At 61.1% G+C, this 16,967-nt stretch carries 16 protein-coding genes and 1 pseudogene; 5 read left to right on the top strand and 12 right to left on the bottom strand.

What is annotated here, in order from left to right; genetic code table 11:
- Window positions 1–167 precede the first annotated feature (167 nt).
- Entirely contained in the window at window positions 168–365 is a 198-nt protein-coding gene (locus tag R3355_RS11385; protein ID WP_318961282.1) for a hypothetical protein, read from the top strand.
- A gap of 68 nt (window positions 366–433) precedes the next feature.
- On the opposite strand, the gene R3355_RS11380 is transcribed toward R3355_RS11385, so the two are convergent.
- Together R3355_RS11380 and R3355_RS11375 are read right to left on the bottom strand one after the other, a co-directional pair.
- Entirely contained in the window at window positions 434–1,858 is a 1,425-nt protein-coding gene (locus R3355_RS11380) for a sigma-54 dependent transcriptional regulator (protein WP_318961281.1), read from the bottom strand.
- The gene (locus R3355_RS11375; protein ID WP_318961280.1) at window positions 1,848–3,305 is read right to left on the bottom strand and encodes a HAMP domain-containing sensor histidine kinase; all 1,458 of its coding nucleotides are present in this window, start codon (window positions 3,303–3,305) and stop codon (window positions 1,848–1,850) included. The genes R3355_RS11380 and R3355_RS11375 overlap by 11 nt, the downstream gene beginning before the upstream one ends.
- Before the next feature lie 551 nt (window positions 3,306–3,856).
- Between R3355_RS11375 and R3355_RS11370 the strand changes: the two genes are divergently transcribed.
- The 4 genes from R3355_RS11370 to R3355_RS11355 all read left to right on the top strand — a co-directional run bounded on the left by R3355_RS11370 (window position 3,857) and on the right by R3355_RS11355 (window position 9,525).
- A complete protein-coding gene (locus tag R3355_RS11370; protein WP_318961410.1) occupies window positions 3,857–5,212 on the top strand; it encodes a hypothetical protein in 1,356 nt (451 codons plus the stop codon).
- Window positions 5,213–5,250: 38 nt separating this feature from the next.
- Window positions 5,251–7,479 (top strand): Ig-like domain-containing protein, encoded by a 2,229-nt coding sequence (locus tag R3355_RS11365; protein WP_318961279.1) that lies wholly within the window; start codon window positions 5,251–5,253, stop codon window positions 7,477–7,479.
- A 111-nt stretch (window positions 7,480–7,590) separates the two neighbouring features.
- Window positions 7,591–8,085 carry a curlin gene (locus tag R3355_RS11360; protein WP_318961278.1) on the top strand — a complete coding sequence of 165 codons (495 nt, stop codon included), beginning with the start codon at window positions 7,591–7,593 and terminating at the stop codon, window positions 8,083–8,085.
- Window positions 8,086–8,145: 60 nt separating this feature from the next.
- The gene (locus R3355_RS11355; RefSeq protein ID WP_318961277.1) at window positions 8,146–9,525 is read left to right on the top strand and encodes a curlin; all 1,380 of its coding nucleotides are present in this window, start codon (window positions 8,146–8,148) and stop codon (window positions 9,523–9,525) included.
- A 441-nt stretch (window positions 9,526–9,966) separates the two neighbouring features.
- Here the strand turns inward: R3355_RS11355 and R3355_RS11350 are convergent, their stop codons facing one another.
- From R3355_RS11350 to R3355_RS11305, 10 genes and pseudogenes are all read right to left on the bottom strand, one after another.
- Window positions 9,967–10,800 carry a CsgG/HfaB family protein gene (locus tag R3355_RS11350; RefSeq protein WP_413243506.1) on the bottom strand — a complete coding sequence of 278 codons (834 nt, stop codon included), beginning with the start codon at window positions 10,798–10,800 and terminating at the stop codon, window positions 9,967–9,969.
- A 36-nt stretch (window positions 10,801–10,836) separates the two neighbouring features.
- Window positions 10,837–11,262, bottom strand: coding sequence for a curli assembly protein CsgF (locus R3355_RS11345; protein WP_318948755.1), 426 nt, complete (start codon window positions 11,260–11,262; stop codon window positions 10,837–10,839).
- Window positions 11,259–11,633, bottom strand: a complete 375-nt coding sequence (gene csgE, locus R3355_RS11340; RefSeq protein ID WP_318961275.1) for a curli production assembly/transport protein CsgE — start codon at window positions 11,631–11,633, stop codon at window positions 11,259–11,261. Before csgE ends, R3355_RS11345 begins: the two co-directional genes overlap by 4 nt.
- Before the next feature lie 113 nt (window positions 11,634–11,746).
- Window positions 11,747–12,271: a type II secretion system protein gene (locus R3355_RS11335; RefSeq protein WP_413243501.1), complete on the bottom strand. Its 525-nt coding sequence runs from the start codon at window positions 12,269–12,271 to the stop codon at window positions 11,747–11,749.
- Window positions 12,258–12,632, bottom strand: a complete 375-nt coding sequence (locus R3355_RS11330) for a type II secretion system protein (RefSeq protein ID WP_318948752.1) — start codon at window positions 12,630–12,632, stop codon at window positions 12,258–12,260. Before R3355_RS11330 ends, R3355_RS11335 begins: the two co-directional genes overlap by 14 nt.
- 4 nt (window positions 12,633–12,636) lie before the next feature.
- Window positions 12,637–13,110 (bottom strand): type II secretion system protein, encoded by a 474-nt coding sequence (locus R3355_RS11325; protein ID WP_413243500.1) that lies wholly within the window; start codon window positions 13,108–13,110, stop codon window positions 12,637–12,639.
- A 438-nt stretch (window positions 13,111–13,548) separates the two neighbouring features.
- Window positions 13,549–15,363: pseudogene (locus tag R3355_RS11320) on the bottom strand (secretin N-terminal domain-containing protein); the annotation flags it as partial.
- A complete protein-coding gene (locus tag R3355_RS11315; protein ID WP_318961273.1) occupies window positions 15,360–15,887 on the bottom strand; it encodes a hypothetical protein in 528 nt (175 codons plus the stop codon). The gene R3355_RS11315 and the pseudogene R3355_RS11320, both read right to left, overlap by 4 nt.
- On the bottom strand, window positions 15,887–16,435 hold the full coding sequence (locus R3355_RS11310; RefSeq protein WP_318961272.1) for a GspMb/PilO family protein: 549 nt from the start codon (window positions 16,433–16,435) through the stop codon (window positions 15,887–15,889). The genes R3355_RS11315 and R3355_RS11310 overlap by 1 nt, the downstream gene beginning before the upstream one ends.
- A complete protein-coding gene (locus R3355_RS11305) occupies window positions 16,422–16,967 on the bottom strand; it encodes a pilus assembly protein (protein ID WP_318961271.1) in 546 nt (181 codons plus the stop codon). Before R3355_RS11305 ends, R3355_RS11310 begins: the two co-directional genes overlap by 14 nt.

Raw genomic sequence — 16,967 nt, 5'->3', positions numbered from 1 at the left:
GCGGACACCGCCCCCCCGTACTCACCCTGTGATACGGGGGTTTTCTTATCCCGCAACGTCCACCGTGATTCGTTGTGATCCGAGTTTTAACCGGGTACGCCACCGGCGCACGAAGCCTGAACCGGATACAAAACCCTGGGCAAGACTCAGAAGCCAGAGGTAGAGGCATGCTGCCTGACACCCCATGCCGCACCGCCAAACCCAGGGCGCTGATCATGCAAGGCATCAACCCGGCCCACAACCGGCAGCTAGCGCTGATCAAGCGGGGACAGGAAAACGCCACCACATTCGAAAACACTACAAAGGCATGGCTGGCCCTGAAGGATTGGGAGGACGTGACCAAGACCAGGCGGCCGCGGCTGTAAGTGCCTGCTGCACCAGACCGTCCTTAGCGTTTTCGATCATCCCTGACACGGACTGAATCCCACTGCGGTCAATGCGGCCGCTCCGGCCTAGCCAACCCCAATCTTTCGATTCGATAACGCAGCATGTCTCGCGTGAGCCCAAGTAGTCGTGCGCTCTTGGTGACGTTCCAATCGGTCTTGCTCAGCGTACTGACAACCATCTCGCGCTCGACCTCGGGTTGATTCAACCCTGAAATGTCTCCAGCTCTGTCGCTGCATTCCGACCGCTGGACACCGTCATAACTGCAAAACTCACCCTTCAGGTTAGAGCAGACGGTCAACTGGGCAGGGGTGATCAGGCTCCCTTGTGCTAGCAAAACGCTCTGTTCGAGCATGTTGCGCAACTCACGCACATTACCTGGCCAGCTATAGCTTAATAGCAAGGCCTCGGCCTCAGCCGAGAACTTCAGCCCCGGTTTACCGTAGCGTTTGCTGTGCACATTGAGGAAATGGCGAGCAAGGTGCAACGCATCGTCGCCTCGTACATACAGACGCGGAACCTTGATCGAGATGATGCGCAGGCGAAAGAACAGGTCGCGGCGAAATTTGCCTTGCTGCACCATCTGCTCGAGATTGCAATTGGTTGCGCTGATGATGCGCAAATTGACTTTGCGCTCCTTCACCGAACCGATGCGGCGAATGGTGCGGTCCTCAAGCAGCTTGAGCAACTTGGCTTGCAGGGCGAGGTCCATCTCGCCCACCTCATCGAGGAACAACGTACCGCCTTCCGCCGCTTCAACCAAACCAGCCCGACGCTCCTTGGCGTCGGTGAATGCACCTTTCTCATGACCGAAAAGCTCAGCCTCCAGCAGATGAGCCGGGATCGAGGCGCAGTTGATCTCGACAAAAGGACCGCTGCGGCGCACACCGTCGAAATGCAGCGCCCGCGCGACCAGTTCCTTGCCGGTTCCGGTTTCGCCCTCGATCAATACCGCGGGCAGGTCAGCGTCGGTCATGCGGCTTTCCGCATCGAGCAACTGCCGGACCATATTCTTTAGTCCCTGCATCGCGGGCGAGTCACCGACCAGCGCAGCCAGCCCGGTATCCTGAGCATCGCGCTTCTGATAGTAGGCCAATTTGTGCTCGACACGCCGTGCATCCATCGCCTTGTCGATCAGCAGCTTGAGCTCGGCCAATGCCACAGGCTTGGTCAGATAGTGGAAAGCGCCTGCTTTCATCGCCGACACAGCGTCATCGATGTTGCCGTACCCGGTCATCATGATCAATTTGATCTGGGGTGCGCTGACGTGAACCTGGGTGATCAGTTCAAGTCCACTCATGCCTGGCAAGGAATGATCGCTCAGCAGCAAGTCCGGCTGTTGGGTCTTGAGGAATTCGAGAGCCTGCTCGGCCGAGTGACAAACCCATGCCTCGTAGTTTTTACGCTCGAGATAGGTCTGAATGTTTTCGGCCAGTTTCTCATCATCCTCAACAATCAGTATGCTATGTTCCATAACGCTCTCCCTCCGCCACTCTAAAACTCAAGCACACGCTGGTTCCTTCCTGCTCTCGACTGATCAGGCTGACCTTTCCGCCAAAGCGTTCCATGATTCGCTTCACCATCACCAGCCCTACTCCAAGCCCGCCTTGCTTGGTGGTGTAGAACGGTTTGAAGGCCATCATTTCCTGTTGTCGCGACATGCCCTTGCCATTGTCACTGATGGTCATGTGCAACCATCGACTGACACTGTCTTGCTCGATTTTCACTCCCAGTCGCCCACCTTCTGGCATGGCCTCGATGGCGTTAGCCAGCAGGCTGTTAAGCACCTGGGAGAGCAACACCCGCTGGCTTACCACCGCCGGTACAGACTCAGCGGCGAACTCAACTTGAACCTTCGACCGTTTGATCTGGTGATCGAAGGCATTCAGGGTGTCGCGTATAGCCTCAACCGGCTCTACCGTTTCGGGCTCGCCACTGAGTGGACGTGAGGTGATCAGCAGATCGCGCACCCATTTCGACATGCGATCGACCTGATCGATGATGTCGTGGATATTTTTCGATGCAGGTTGACCGGCCAGCTCCAGCGCCAGTTCGGCGCTGGAGCGAATTACCGCAAGTGGATTGCGCAAACTGTGAGCCACCGAGGAGGACATTTCACCCAGGGTCACGAACGCTTCATTGGAAATCAGTTGCTGTTGCTGAGACGCGAGCAAGGCTGAAGCCCGACGAACTATCCAATACAGGCTGAAGTAAATCAGCCCGCCGCCAATCGCCGCGGTGAGCCAGATAACCACATAACCGCGCTGGATCCTGGCAATCAGGTCCATCGGCTCCTTGTAAATCTCGATCATCGACATGACATTGCCCGCGCTATCGAGAAGCGGGATGTAGTTTTCGATAAACAGATTTTCCGGCATGCGCAGAAACTTCTGTTCGATTTTACTATCCGAAACTTTGTAGTGGCTGGAGGCAACTCTTTGCTTCAAGCGAAAGGCCTCCTCCAGATAGTGATTGCTTGAATCCGGCTTGCCGATCAGCTCCGGGTTGGTCGACCAGATGATCACGCGATCAGGCGCGTAGATATTGGCCAGCAGGACATCGGGCAAGTTGCTGATGTGATCAAGAAACTCCTTACGCGAGACTTTCAGCACTTGCTGGGTGACGGCAGGTTGTGAGACGTCCCGACGTGGGTCGAGATACTCAGTCATGGGCATGTCGGAGGGTAGTTCGGCGTAGCGGACTTGAACGTCAGCGATTGCCTGAATGAACTGAGCACTGAGCATGGCATCCCGCTCGATACTTTCGTCCACCACGAAACGGGTAGAAATGACGCCAAGGCTTATCGCGACAGACGCGATGATGACCAGGCTAGCCAATGAAAACCAACGCAACAGGTTGAATTGCTTCGTGGTTGTCTCTCCATCCAACATACCTTTCTCCCCGACAGACGGCACCGCCATGAGGACGTCCTGTCCGCGAGACTCCAGCTAGGTACTTTTTTGCTTTTGAATAGTTATAGTCCACCCGCATAGCGACGATTAAATAACCAATCGCAATTAGTTAAATTGCATTCATCGTTTTATTTGCATTTATTTTTTGGCGTCAAATACTTAACCCAAGCAGACTATTGCCGGGCTAAATACTATTAATAAGCTCAATGACTACAGCTGCACCCGCCCATCTTGTTAACCCCCGCGACCGTAACCATTGAACGCTGGTTCGGCTTGGTAATTGATCAATCAGGTCAATCGAACCTGCTGTTCAGTTGCAATCCTTTTTATATCTCTCTTTCCCCGCTTCCCCCCCAAATACCCCCAAACCTGGGGGGCCCCCTCCTGGAACTGACTGTCTTTATTCTCTCTGTTCCCCGCACAAGCCCGACCTAGACGCGTTGCTGCATTATTTTCAGAAATGGTACGGATGTTGCCATGACCTATGCAGCCTGCCAGTGGCCAAGCAAATCCACATGAGGCGGGGTTCATCGCGGGAGAGAGAACTCATGCAGAGCAAAATGTCTATTTCCTCGGCGACCATCATGCTCATTGTCGCCACGAGCCAATCAGTCCAGGCCGCACTGTTTAGCCTGGATCCGGGCCCCTACCTTCCTGAGAATGCTTCTTTCGCCGCCTGGTATCAGGATACCCATGGCCGCGCCCTCGACCTGTGCCTGTCCAAAGTGCTCAGTTCCCGCGTCCCCACTGTACCCGGGGACGCGCCTTCCTACATGTGCTCGCTGCTACCTTCACCTGGAGTTTTTGACGACACTCAACCGCTGGTATTCCCCAGCAACTTCCCCGACGAGGCGTTCTGGTTCACTGGCGATGCCGCCATCACAGACGCCGTCACGGGAATCGACTTGCTCTACGTCTCGGCCCTCGAGGCCGCCTTCAGCGGCGGGTTGCCCGCCGACGGCGAGCAGATCAGCTTCGCCCGCATCCGCGTCCGCGTCGACCTGCCGGCGCCCGGCACCTACACCATCACCCATCCCTATGGCGTCGAAGTGTTCGAGGTGAGCGCAGACGATATCGGTGCCGATGGCGTACGGGCGATCAACATGACTCGCGACATCGGCATCGGCGCGCCGAAAACCTACAGCGGCGCGCTTGCCGGCGATATTGGTCCCTTCCTGCGTAGCGTGAACGGCCCTTATAGCGAGACCAACCCGGAAACCGGTCAAGTCGAAAGTTTTGTCGGCGACCCCAACCTCGAAGAAGCAGTAACCGGCAGCCCGTTCGGCACCAATTACCTGCGCATCGAAGGCCCCAACGGCATCGACCTGCGCACTGACCTGTTCGCCGTGTCCGGCAAGCTTTCAAGCGTGGTCCTGCCGACCCCGGCGATCGTCGAACGCGCCACCTACTCGCGCAGTACCGACGCCAGCGGCGCCACGGCGCAGCAAGATGTGTTCGTGCAAGCCCCGCCACCGCCTGGCACGAGCAGTTTTGTCGATACCGCCAGCGCCACCGTGGTGATGACCGAGGCCAATGCCACGGGCAACTGGTACGGTCAGTCAGGCAGCGAGCCGACACCCCTGGCCAACGTCAACATCAGTGCGGACAACAGCGCAGCCATCGCCAGCAGTACGCCCACCACCCTCGCCGCCCCTCTGGTCGACCTAGTGATAATCCACCGGGCCGAGTACAGCCTGGCTTCCGGTGACCTGACGCTAGAGGCCAGTACCAGTGACGAAACCGCCCCTCCCACGCTGAGCGCCAGCGCCAGCAACGGTTCGACGATCGGCACACTCAGCGGAGCGGGCGCCCTCAAGACCCTGACAACCCGTATCACGCCGATTCCCCCTGCGCGCGTCACCGTGACGTCGGCGAACGGCGGCAGTGATAGTGAAGACCTGGTCATCCTCCCCTGAAGTAATCCTAGACATGCTCTTTCGAGCCTGGAGGCATCATGTACAAGTGGCCAGGAAATCTCGTCATGGCTCTAGGACTGGCGGCCAGTATGGCCAGCACAGTTCAGGCCGAACTCACCGCCGTCGACCCGGGGCCCTACACCGCGGCGACCGGCAACTTTCCACGCTGGTATGAGGACGCCGATGGTCTAGCCCTCGAGCTGTGCCAGTCCAAGGCTTTGAGTTCCAGGGCTGCGGCGGCTCCCGGTACCTACATGTGTACATTGAACGCGGAACCGGGCGTATTCGACGACAACCTGCCGATGGTGTTTCCGAACAACTTCCCCAGCGAGCTGTTCTGGTTTCTCGCCGAGACCAGCATCCCCGACACGGGCAATAGCGGCTACGAGCTGGATGTCTACGTCGCTGCCCTGGAAGCCGCTTTCGCCCTTGGGCTACCCGCTGTCGGGGACCAACAAAGCTTCGCGCGCATCCGTATCCGCGCCTCGGTCCCGGTAGCGGGGTCCTACACCATCACCCATCCCTATGGCGTGGATACCGTCGTGGTCACCACACCCGGACGTCGAGCGATCAACATCACCCGCGACATCGGGATCGGTGCACCGGGTGACTTCGGTGGCGCCCTCACCGGCGATATCGGCCCATTCCTGCGGAGTGTGAATGGCCCCTACACCGAGACCAACCCGGACACCGGGACAGTTGAAACCTTTGTCGGCGACCCGAACCTGACCGAAGCGGTCACCGGCAGCCCGAACAACACCAACTTCGTGCGCATCGAAGGACCGGCCGGGACCCTCGAAACCAACCTGTTCGTGGTATCGGGCAAGGTGCTCGATTCGCGCCCCGCAACCCCCGTGGAAGTAGAGCGCTCCAGCTACAGCCGCACAGCGACCCAGACCCGAATCGAAGTGTTCGCCACTGCTCCTGCGGACGCCACGCTGTGTTTCCGCGAAACCCTGGACCTGGTCGATGGCACCCCACCATCGCCCTGCCTGATCGACCTGATCGGTGAAAACGGTTATTTCTTCGCGCACGACCCGGCCCCACTGACATTGTCGCCTTTCGTGGTGGTCACCGCGACTCACCCCACCGGAGTGACCCAACCGACGTCGGTGTCGAGCCCATTGGCCGACATCGTCAAGATCGATAGCGCACGCTTTTCCTGGGACGATCGGCGCCTAACCGTACAGGCCAGTTCCAGCGACCAGCTGACGGTTCCGGACTTGGTCGCCCAAGGCTTCGGACGGCTGTCCAAGGCGGGATCGACGCAGACCCTGACCGTCGACAACCTGCCGCAGCCACCCGCCAGCATCACGGTGAAGTCCGCCGCTGGCGGCTCGGATACCGAGCTGGTCACAGTCGCGGGTAGTCCACTGCCAGTCGGGCCCAACCAGCCACCGCTGGCCGTCGATGACATTGCCAGCACCAGTTCCGGAGTGCCGGTGACCATTGGGGTCCTGGCCAATGACAGCGATCCCGACAACGACACACCGCTCAGCGTGGTCGAGTTGACCCCACCCGCCAACGGTCAGGGCAGCGTTGTCCTGAATGGCAGCACCTCGGTGATCTACACACCACCCACTGCGGTCAACGGCGCACCACTGGTCACGAGCTTCACCTACCGGGCTCAGGATGCCCGCGGCGAGCGCTCGGAACCGGCCACCGTCACGGTCACCGTGAGCCCTAACCAGGCCCCTGTGGCAGTCAACGATAGCGCCGCCACCCTGGGCACGGCACTGACCATTGACGTGCTGGCGAACGACAACGACCCGGAAGGCAATACGCCGCTGAGCATCGTCGGCCTGACCCAACCAGCTCCAGGCCAAGGCACGGTCAACACCAATGGCCTGACTCTGACCTACACGCCGCCGACCTCGATCACCAGCGCCTTCACTGCGACCTTCAGCTATCAGGCTCAGGACTCGCTCGGCGCAGTGTCGACGCCAGCCACCGTGAGCATATCGGTATCGCCACCTCCAGCTGCCGCGGAGAACTTGACGGTAGGCAATGCCGTGGTGCGTGACCGCAACAGAAACCGCTACCGCTGGGACCTTGATGGCCAGACCTCCTTGGCCACCGGCAACACCATCACCGTCGAGGTATCGACCACCTCCGGGCCAGTAACCCTGGGCACCGCGACCCTGAGCCTGGCCGGGCGCTGGAGGATTTCCGTCGACACCACGGACATCACCCCATCGGCGAACCCGACTGCGACCGTGCGCTCGGCCTTCGGCACGGTGATCAGCGTACCGCTGGTAACACGTTAGGACGACGCCTGTCGTCGATCACCGGCTGTCTGGTAGGCAGCCGAGATCGACGTCAGGCCCGGCTTTAGACCATCAACCAGGACTCAGTCGAGCGCGCCAAAGGACAAGTTCATGCCACTGCCATCGCGTTTCCGCCCAGGCTGCATCGCCGCTCTCCTCGGCCTCTGGCTGAGTAGCCCGATGCTGCAGGCGGCAGACCTGATGGACAACTTTGACCTGGCGGGCAATGCCGACCTGTTCGACCTGCCTGGCAACGCCGCCCTGTCCACATTGGTCGATCAGCGCGCCCTGGTGCAACAGCAAGGCCAGAGTAACCAGGCATTGCTCAACCAGGATGGTCAGTCCCTGCTGGGGCTGATCGTGCAGGTCGGCGACGCACAGGAAGCATTCATCCTGCAACAGGGCATGGACCAGATGGCCATGGTCAGCCAGCAAGGCTATGGCAACCAGGCGTACATATCGCAGATCGGTGCCTACAACCAGGCGCAGATAGTTCAGAACGGCACCTACAACGGTGCTCGCATCGAGCAGTCCGGGGAGGGACTGCAAAGCAGCGTCACCCAGTATGGCAACAACCAGAGCGTGCTGGTCCTCCAGTATCGCTGAGGCCGTTAACCCTCACTTGTGTCGTGCACTCAGGAAAAACACCCTCCAGGAGGCAATACCATGTTTCAGATCAAACCTCTCGCGGCAGCTGTTCTGACCGTCATCAGCATCCAGGCCATGGCCGATGACAGCACCTCAACCCAGAATCAATTCGGCGACGACAATATCGCCGATGTCACCCAGAGCGCTGCCAGCTTCAGTAACGCGACCCAAACGCAAGATGGTACGGGCAACTATGCCGAGGTCTACCAGGCGTTCACCACCAGCACCGCACAACAAACCCAGAGTGGCGACTACAACGCGGCCTTCGCCGAACAGAACGATGATATGGGCAGCAGCTCGATGCAGACCCAGTCGGGTGTGCTCAACGATGCCGCCAGCATCCAGCTACTCGGCGACACCAGTACTTCCACGCAAACCCAGAGCGGTGATGAAAACCGGGCCCTCAGCTGGCAGGAAGAACAGAGTGAAAGTAGCGCCACGAACAACCAGAACGGCAATTTCAACGATGCCTCGATCACCCAGGTAGTCGGCAGCGGCAATACCGCGAATATCACTCAGGCTGGCGACGACAACTTCGCCGGCACCTCACAGCAGTTCGAGGATGACAGCACGATCAGCCTGCAACAGTCCGGCGATTTCAACGATGCCTATGTCGACCAGTACGGCGGCGCCAACAACGACGCTAGCGTGCTGCAGTCCGGTACCGGCAACTTCTCGGAAACCTGGCAAGACGGCCAGCTGGCCAGCATTTCCACCATCACCCAATCTGGTACCTATAACGAAGCAGTGGTCGATCAGACCACAGGCGGCGACAACCAGGCGACGGTCTGGCAAGACGGCGACTTTAACGCCGTGCAGGCAGAGCAATACGACGCCTACGGGGTGGCCGTAAACGTCAGCCAAAGTGGCGGTGCCGACAACCTCAGCTACCTCCATCAGGAAGGTAGCGACCACAGCCTGACGGTCACCTCGGTCGGCGACGGCAACAAAGTCTATGCAGGCACCCCCTTCGATACCAATGCCGGCGGCCAGTACGGCGCCGCTCAGCAGGCTGGGCTGACCCAGTACGGCACGGATAACCAGGTGAATCTCAGCCAGGCAGGCAACAACAACGAGCTGTACTTCACGCAGGATGGCACAGGCAATATGCTGACCTCCGTGCAAAGCGAGGGCGGTAACCTTGCTTCGGGCTACAGCAATGGCGACTACAACAGTGTCGAACTGAATCAGTCCGGCAGCGGCAACGAGGCATCGGTCGCGCAACAATATGGCGACAACAACCTCGCCAGCATCGTGCAGACCGATAGCGGCAACTACACCACGGTCACTCAAGGTGGCTCAAGCAACGCGGCCTACGTCAACCAGGCCAGCTTCGGCCAGACCGCCTATGTCAATCAGTACGGCACAGGTAACACTGCAACCGTAAATCAGAACTAGGCCGGCTCCGGCTCAATGCCGCCCAATGGGCGGCATTGTTTTTCCCACACACGAGTGAACTCCCAGTGTTAGTCAGCCTGTTGTCCGGAGTCGTACTGGCGGGCGTATCCACCGTTACCCCAACGCTCGAGATACGTCAGTTTGCCCCCCTGCAATCACAGGTATCGTTGTGCTTTCAGGGTACGGGCCAAGCGGTGCGCTTCGAGCTTGTGGTGCTCGCCAGCGGTCCGGCGGGACGCAGCCGCTCTCGACAGAACGGTCAGCTGCGGGCGAATGCTGCTCCAGCCTGCCCGGTCAACAGTCAGATAGGCGCGCCCGCTAGCAGTCAGGTTGAGGCCCGGCTGCGCTGGTGGGTCGATGGGATTGAACAAGACGCCGAATCCAGGTCGATCCGGCTGGAGTAAGCGGTTGCCCGGGCTTGCTGACTAGCCGCAGTGCCCGTCAGCGCAGGGGTTCTGGACGTGCCTGGCTGAGGTACTTGGGCAGTGACGTCTTATCGAAGGAACCTTCGTCCGCCGCCTGCCACAGCCCGCGCTCAATACCCTGAGCCACCAGATGAGCCACGGCCGCTTCGATGGCCGACAGCACACAGAGCTGCGCCGGTTCATTGGTGGTGTAGCCCGCCTCGACTTCCAACAATTCCTTGAACTCAATGAATTTGAATACGCCGGCATTGCGCCCGACCGAGTAGATGGTCTTGGAGGTCATGACGTTGGCCAGCACCAGACCGCTGCGCACATCCACCGCGCGCAAATTCACCGACACCTGATCCACCCGGTACTCCCGGGACAGGCTGATGCCCAGGTAGGCCGCCCCCTCGCCACCACTGCGCACATTGGTGTCATAGGCGATGACCCCGCCTTCCAGCAGGATGTTCGCGGCCTGCAACGAGGGTAGATCGGCCTGGATATTGACGGGGGTATTGGGCTTGTTCTGCGAGGCGCGAATGATCTTGCGCTCGGTCAGGATGTTCTGCAGACCCTCGCGCTCCAGTACCCTGAACCAGCCGCTGACCTGCAGCGCGTCGACCAGCATGCTGGCGGCGCCCTGGGTCACGCTGGTGGAGAATGAGCTGGCGGGCGTCGGCTTGTATTGTCCGGTCTGATCGCGGAAACCGTACACCGCAGCGACCAAACGCCCTTTGGGACGCGGCAGGGCCAGCAAGTCGTAATAGGTCGAGGCCCGCGGCGTCAGGGTCGGGATCGCCCCATTCTGCTCCGCCGGCATGGGCTCGCGGAGGGCGCAGCCTTGCAGGGTAGCGAGCAACAGCGCCATCGCTAGTAGTCTGTTCACGGTCTTTTGCTCCCTACATCAATTGATGGGTGCGAGGCCATTGACGACGATTTCCGACACTTCGCCGGTCAGCCGATCGGTGATCAAGATATTCAGCGAGCCGTCGACATCCACCAGGTTGATGATGAACGAGTCGGTGGTCAGACTGCCTTCATTACCGCTCTCGATGTCGGTCAGCAACTGCGACAGCAAGCGCGACTCCAGCTGACTGGTGAAGCGCTGCAAGGCGGTGGTGCCAGTCCTGCTTAACCGATCCTCGAGATCGGGGTCCTTTTCATTGTTTTGCGCCTGGGCATTGGCCAGCAACCAGGAGCCATTCAGTGGATTACCACCGAACCTGGGATTGACCGGGGTATAGACCAGCTCGGTCGCCTGGACCGAACCCAGCAGACCGATACCCACGAACGCAGTGCTGAGTGAGACCCTCAGGGTTTTCTTGTTCATAGCTCGTCCCTCTCCATATCGAAGGTGTCGTACAACAAATTTTCCAACTTGAGCCGGGAGATCTCCTCCAGTACCTGGTCTGCCGCCTGATAGGCGGCCGGCTGCAGCAGTGCAGTATTGGGGGCCAGGAAACTGCGATAGAGCACCCGCCCCTCATATTCCACCCACACCAGGCTGCCCCAACGGGCCGATGGCCGCTCGCGGACCACCAGGTTGAAATCCAGCTGGCTGGCATCGCGCAGGCGCTCGGTGAAATAGCGATAGAACTCATGGCCGATATTGGAAATGCTGTTGTCGACGATGAAACCCATGATTTCGTCTTCGTCGGCCTGCGCGGTTGCCAACAGCAACAGCATGATCAGGCCAGCCATACACGGCCTGCCAAACCTGTGCCGCTGGGTGCTCTGCGCGTCGCGGCGGCTTGCGTGTACGCCAGCCAGCGGCAACCGCCGCTGCACATTCAGCGTCTGCCCGCTCCGCGTGCTCATTGCGCTCCTCGCTTGGGCGCGCGCTGACCGGTCTGCGCCCCCATCAGAAACGACTTTTCCGCGACGAACTGCCAGTCGCTGTAGCTGCCCATGCCCTCGAAATCGACCCACTGCGCCGGGAAATGCGCCTGTTTCATCGGCTTGCGCTGCGAGCGGCTGTACACCCCGGCAATACGCCCATCGAAGGAGCGCAGCAGGCCCCACTCGCTGCTGCCGGTCATCGGGTCCGGGTAGAGGCGCCGCAGGTGCCGTTGCGTGGCGGGGAAACGCCGGTCATCGAGCAGTTCGTCGAGGCTCTGCGGATACAAGGCGACGCCGGGAGAGCGCCGGTAATAGCTGCGCAGCGCCTGGGCATACTGGCTGCCCACCCAGAGCAATTCACGCTCCTTGGCCCGCTGGCTGATGGTCGACCAGAGTTGCCCCGCTCCGGCCAGCGCCGTGCCCATCAGCACGATGAGAAACAGCACGCCGATGTAGCTGAAGCCGCGATGGCCAGCCGCCAGATGCTTACCATTCCGCATACAAACTCCCATCCCGCGCCCGTCCTGTGGCGCCGCTTCTGACATCGCCGACCTGACCTGGGGCGCTGTCAGGAGGCGGCACTATCACCCAGAGGTCGCTGCGTTCGGCAATCGGGTCCTGCGGCAGGCTGCGCAGATAACGCTGCGCCACCAGCTCTTCAATCGACTCCGGGTAACGGCCGGTGTCGCCATAGAACTGGTCGAGCGCCTCGCGCATCACCGCCAGACTCTGCTGCAGCGTGGTTTCCTTGGAGTTTTCCAGGCTGGAGAAATAGCGCGGTACGGCGATGGTCATCAGGGTGGCAATGATCGCCATGACCACCAGCAGTTCGATGAGGGTGAAGCCCGAGTGCCGTCGCATGATTTCACCACTCCCGATAAGGAATACCATTGAGGCCGGTGCCGCGCGCCAGGGAGTAGACATCGAAGACGTCTTCCCCCTCCCGTGGATCATCTGCCGGGCTGGTGTAGGAACGCAGGCCCCAGTTTTCCGCCGCCTGCAAGCGCGCATCGGCGAAGGGATCGCGGGGGATCCGACGCAGGAAGTAAATGCGCTCGCCTTTGACGCTGCGCAGGTCGCGGACCCCGTCCACCAGTTCCTGCAGTGACGGCGGGTAGCCGGAGCTGCTCAGTGATTTCTCGATATGCCCGGCGTCGGCCACCATCTTGTACGCGTCGATCGCATCACGAATCTGGTACAGGGCGATCTTCAGATCCTGCTCCTTGCCCCGACGGATCACCGTCTCGGTCAGCGGCGCAGCGATACTGGCGAGCAGCGCGATGATGGCCATGGTGATGACCACCTCGATCAATGAGAAACCGCGCATTGGCCGGCGCATGACTCAGGGCCTCACTGTCAGCGTCTGCGACGGCGGCAAGACGGCGCTCAGCAGTTGGTTGCTCTGACCGAACGCAGAAAAGTTCACCAGCCGTAGCGGCATGCCGTCGTGACTGGCCTCGAGCGCCCGCACCCGCACCCGCAGCAAGCTGCCCTCGCCCATGGCGCCGTGACTGGCGGAACGGGATTGGGCGGTGAACAGGGTGCCGGCATGCTCGTCCAGGCGGGGCGAGAACGAGGTCGGCGCGCTGTCGCGCTGCAGCAGATCACCTTCGAGGACTTCCAGCACCTTCAGCGTCGCCGGATCGTAGGCCACCTGCAGCGTCGAGCTGCGCAGGGGCTGACCGGTCTGGACCTGCAGCTCGATGATCGCCTCCTCCCCGGCGCCCAGCGCGGCCGGCCCGCTCCAGTTCAGCGCCAGCGGATCGACCAGCGGCAGCCCGGCGGCCTCGGGCAACGCCAGCTCTGCGCCAGCCGCCGCGGCGCCGCGTACGTCGGCCGAGCGCATGCGCATGCTGGCCTCGGTACCGGAGAAGAACTCCATGTCGTAGGGACTCTGGTACGGCAGGTTGCGGATGATGCGCGGGGTAATGGAGAGCACCAGCTCGGACTTGCCGTAGGTATCCTTGTTGCTGCCGAACAACCGGCCCAGGCCTGGAATGTCGCCCAAGCCGGGAATCTTGTTGCCGGTGGCACCGTGATCGTTGCGCACCAGCCCCGCCAGCACCTGGGTCTCGCCATCGTGCAGGCGCAGCACGGTGGTCGCGTTGCGGGTGTCGACCTGCACCGGGATAGTGCCCTGGCGGGTGGCTTCCAGCGGCGTCGCATTGCTCACCTCCAGCGCCACGTTGATTGCCACCTCGTTGTTCAGGTGCACCGTGGGCTGCACTTCCAGTTTCAGGCCGACATCCAGGTAAGTGATGCTCTCGGTGATCACCGGCCCCTGTGTCGAGGGCACTGAGGTGGCGCTGACAATAGGTACCCGCTGACCGATATGGATCCGCGCCTGCTGTCGGTTGCTGACCCGAATGACCGGACTGGCCAGAGTGTTGATGTCGTTGTCCTGGGCATTGATGCGCAGCTGCGGCGACGGCGCGATGGAGATGCGTCCCGAGTCGATCCCGCGCAGTTGGTTGAGGATACTCACCGAGCTGCCATCGGCATTGAGCACGCCGAAGCTATTGGGCCACTGCAACCCGAGGTCGAGGATGCGCTGGCGCGAGACTTCCATCACCTCGACCTCGAGTACCACTTCCGGGTCAGACTGGTCGTTGGCCAAAAACAGCTTCTCGGCCATGCGCACCGCATCGGCGGTGTCGCGCATGGTCAGGGTATTGAGTCGTTCGTCGACGAATACATCGCGGGTTTTGAGGATGGTCTTGACCATGTTCAGCGCCGTGTTGGCATCGGTATTGGTCAGGTAGAAGGTGCGCACCACCAGGTCCTGGTAGTCCTTGAGCTTCTGCGGGGTGTCCGGGTAGATGATGATGGTGTTGTCGTTGACCACCTTCTGCAGCAGCTGGTTTTGCTGGAGCAACAATTCCACGGCATCTTCGATCGCCACCTGGCGCACGAAGATGGTGGCCTTGAGGTCGGGGCGTAGATCCTTGTCAAAAATGAAGTTCAGCCCTGCGGTCTGCGCCAGCACTTCGAAAATCATCTTCAGGCTGGCGTCACGAAACTCCAGGGTCACCGGCTGGTCGAGCCTGGAGCGCAGCTGTGGGTATGGCACCGCGCTGCGCGCGCGGACTTCCTCGATGCCCCGCTGCAACTCGAGGGCACCCGGGTTCTGCGGATCCAGCGCGACAATCGCGTTCATCTGCCGCTCGGCACCGCTCAGGTCACCACGGCGCAAGGCCGTTTGGCCCTGCTGGTGCATCTCGCCGAGGTTGCGCAGTTGCTCGATCCGGCGGAGCTCTTCACTGGCGCGAAAATTATTTGGTTCTATGCCCAGCACCCGTCGATAACCGGCACCGGCGGACTGGAAATCACGCAGGGCGCGTGCCTGATCCGCATGGGTCAGCAGCAGGGTCACCACTTGGGTACGCTGGGTGGTCAAGGCAAGTTGCGCCCGGGTATCGCGCGGAGATTGCCTGACGGCCTGTTCCAGGCGGGCCAGGCCTTCCTCGTAATGGCCCTCTTCAATCAATCCCACGCCTTGGCGACGGATCGCATCCCCGGCACAGCCGGCCAACAGCACAGCGCCAATCAATAGAGCCCATACCAAGCCCGTCGAGCGTATTTTCCTGCTCATAAACTGCTCCCCACAGACAACGACTGCGTGCTGTTCAACGGCAGGTAGACCAGGGTCATTTCCGTCCCGCTGATTCGCTCGACTCGGTAGGTCCCCTCGATCACATCGCCGACGGACACCGTGAAAATGGTCTCGCCGCGCAGCAGAAACACGCGCAGGCGTTGGCTGTCATCCAGCTTGCCGAGAAACACGAAAGGCAGTGGCGGCGACACCGGTGCCTGCTGCACGGGCGCTGCCGCGGGGACAAAGACAACCGGTTGCAAGGCCGGCGCGACGTACCAGCTGTGGGCGGCGAACAGGTCGCTGTGCGGCAGACTCGTCAGGGCCGGCTGCGCGGTTGCCAAGGATGGTGCAGGCTGCTCACCCGAGCGCAGGCCGCTGAGCGGGCCTTGCTCGCTCGTCGAGCTGGTCTGCGGTTGCAGAATCGGCTCTACCGACTCCTCGGCGAAGTAATTGGGGATAAGGGTTATCACTCCAGCAACGCTGAAGAAGGCCAGCCAACAGAGAAGACGTCGGGTATCCATCACTGCCTCGACAAATACAGGGTCATGCGCAGCCGACCCTCGAGTTCGGTTTCAGCGATCTGCTTGCGCTTCAGCTCAAGATCTTCGAGCACCAGCGCCGGCATCTCGGCCAACAGTGCGTGGAGAAAGCGTCGCTGCTGTGGATAGCTGCCGCGCACCGGCAACAGAATCTGATAGCGCGCCAGCCGGGTCTTGGGGTCGATGCCGAGCGAGTACTCGCCACTGTCCAGGGCAATTCGCTCACGGCTGGCCAATGCATAGATGCGATCGATCGCCGTGGTCGCCTCCAGTTGCGCGGGCAAGGTCTGGCGGAAGGCGTCCAGCTGCCGCCCCGGCGCCATGGGCTGCGCTAGCGTGCCGCTGTCGATGCGGGCCAGCCGCTCCTGGCCGCGAGCACTGCGCTCGGCCAGTTCAAGCAGGGTCTGCCGACCCGACAACAGCCCCAGCCCGGCGTACGCCAGCGCCAAGAGGATCAGGCTGGCACCGCACAGGCCCGGCCAGCCCAGCCGCAGCGCCTGCTCGTGAAGAATCAGCCTAGGGACGCGCATCCTTGACCTCCCAGGTTGCCAGTAGGTTGAAGCGAATCGGTCGCTCCGCCACCTGACTGACGACCTCGTGATTGAGCAGCGAGACATCGCGCAACTCGGCGCTCTGCTCCAGGCTGCGGTGAAACACCAGCATCGCCTGCAGATCACGGGCTTCGGCGGCAATCCGTAACTGCCCCTTGCGCGCATCCGGGGCCAGCGACAGTAGCGCGATGTCCTGGCGCTGCAGCGACTCCAGGGTGGTGAACAGGGCGTCCCAGGGCAGCTTCATTTGCGCCGAGAGGCGGCGCATTTCCGCCAGGCTGGCCGCCTGGGCGCGACTCTCCCCGGCTGACAGCGGCGCCAGCGCGACGCCGCCAGCCTGCAACAAACCCTCGATATGGCGCAGCTCGCCGGCGCGCAGCGCCGTCTGTTCGGCGAGATGCAGGTGCTCCAGAAGGGTCAGCGCGCTCACCAGCAGTCCAGCCGCCAACAGCCCCCAGCCCATGGGGCTGGCGATTCGCCGACGCTGGAAGTCGAGTTCGAGATGGCGCAT

It is taken from the genome of Pseudomonas sp., assembly GCF_033723075.1.
Classification (GTDB): Bacteria; Pseudomonadota; Gammaproteobacteria; order Pseudomonadales; family Pseudomonadaceae; genus Aquipseudomonas.
The sequence above is the reverse complement of the archived record's forward strand: the minus strand, read 5'-3'. Positions and strand labels throughout refer to the sequence as shown.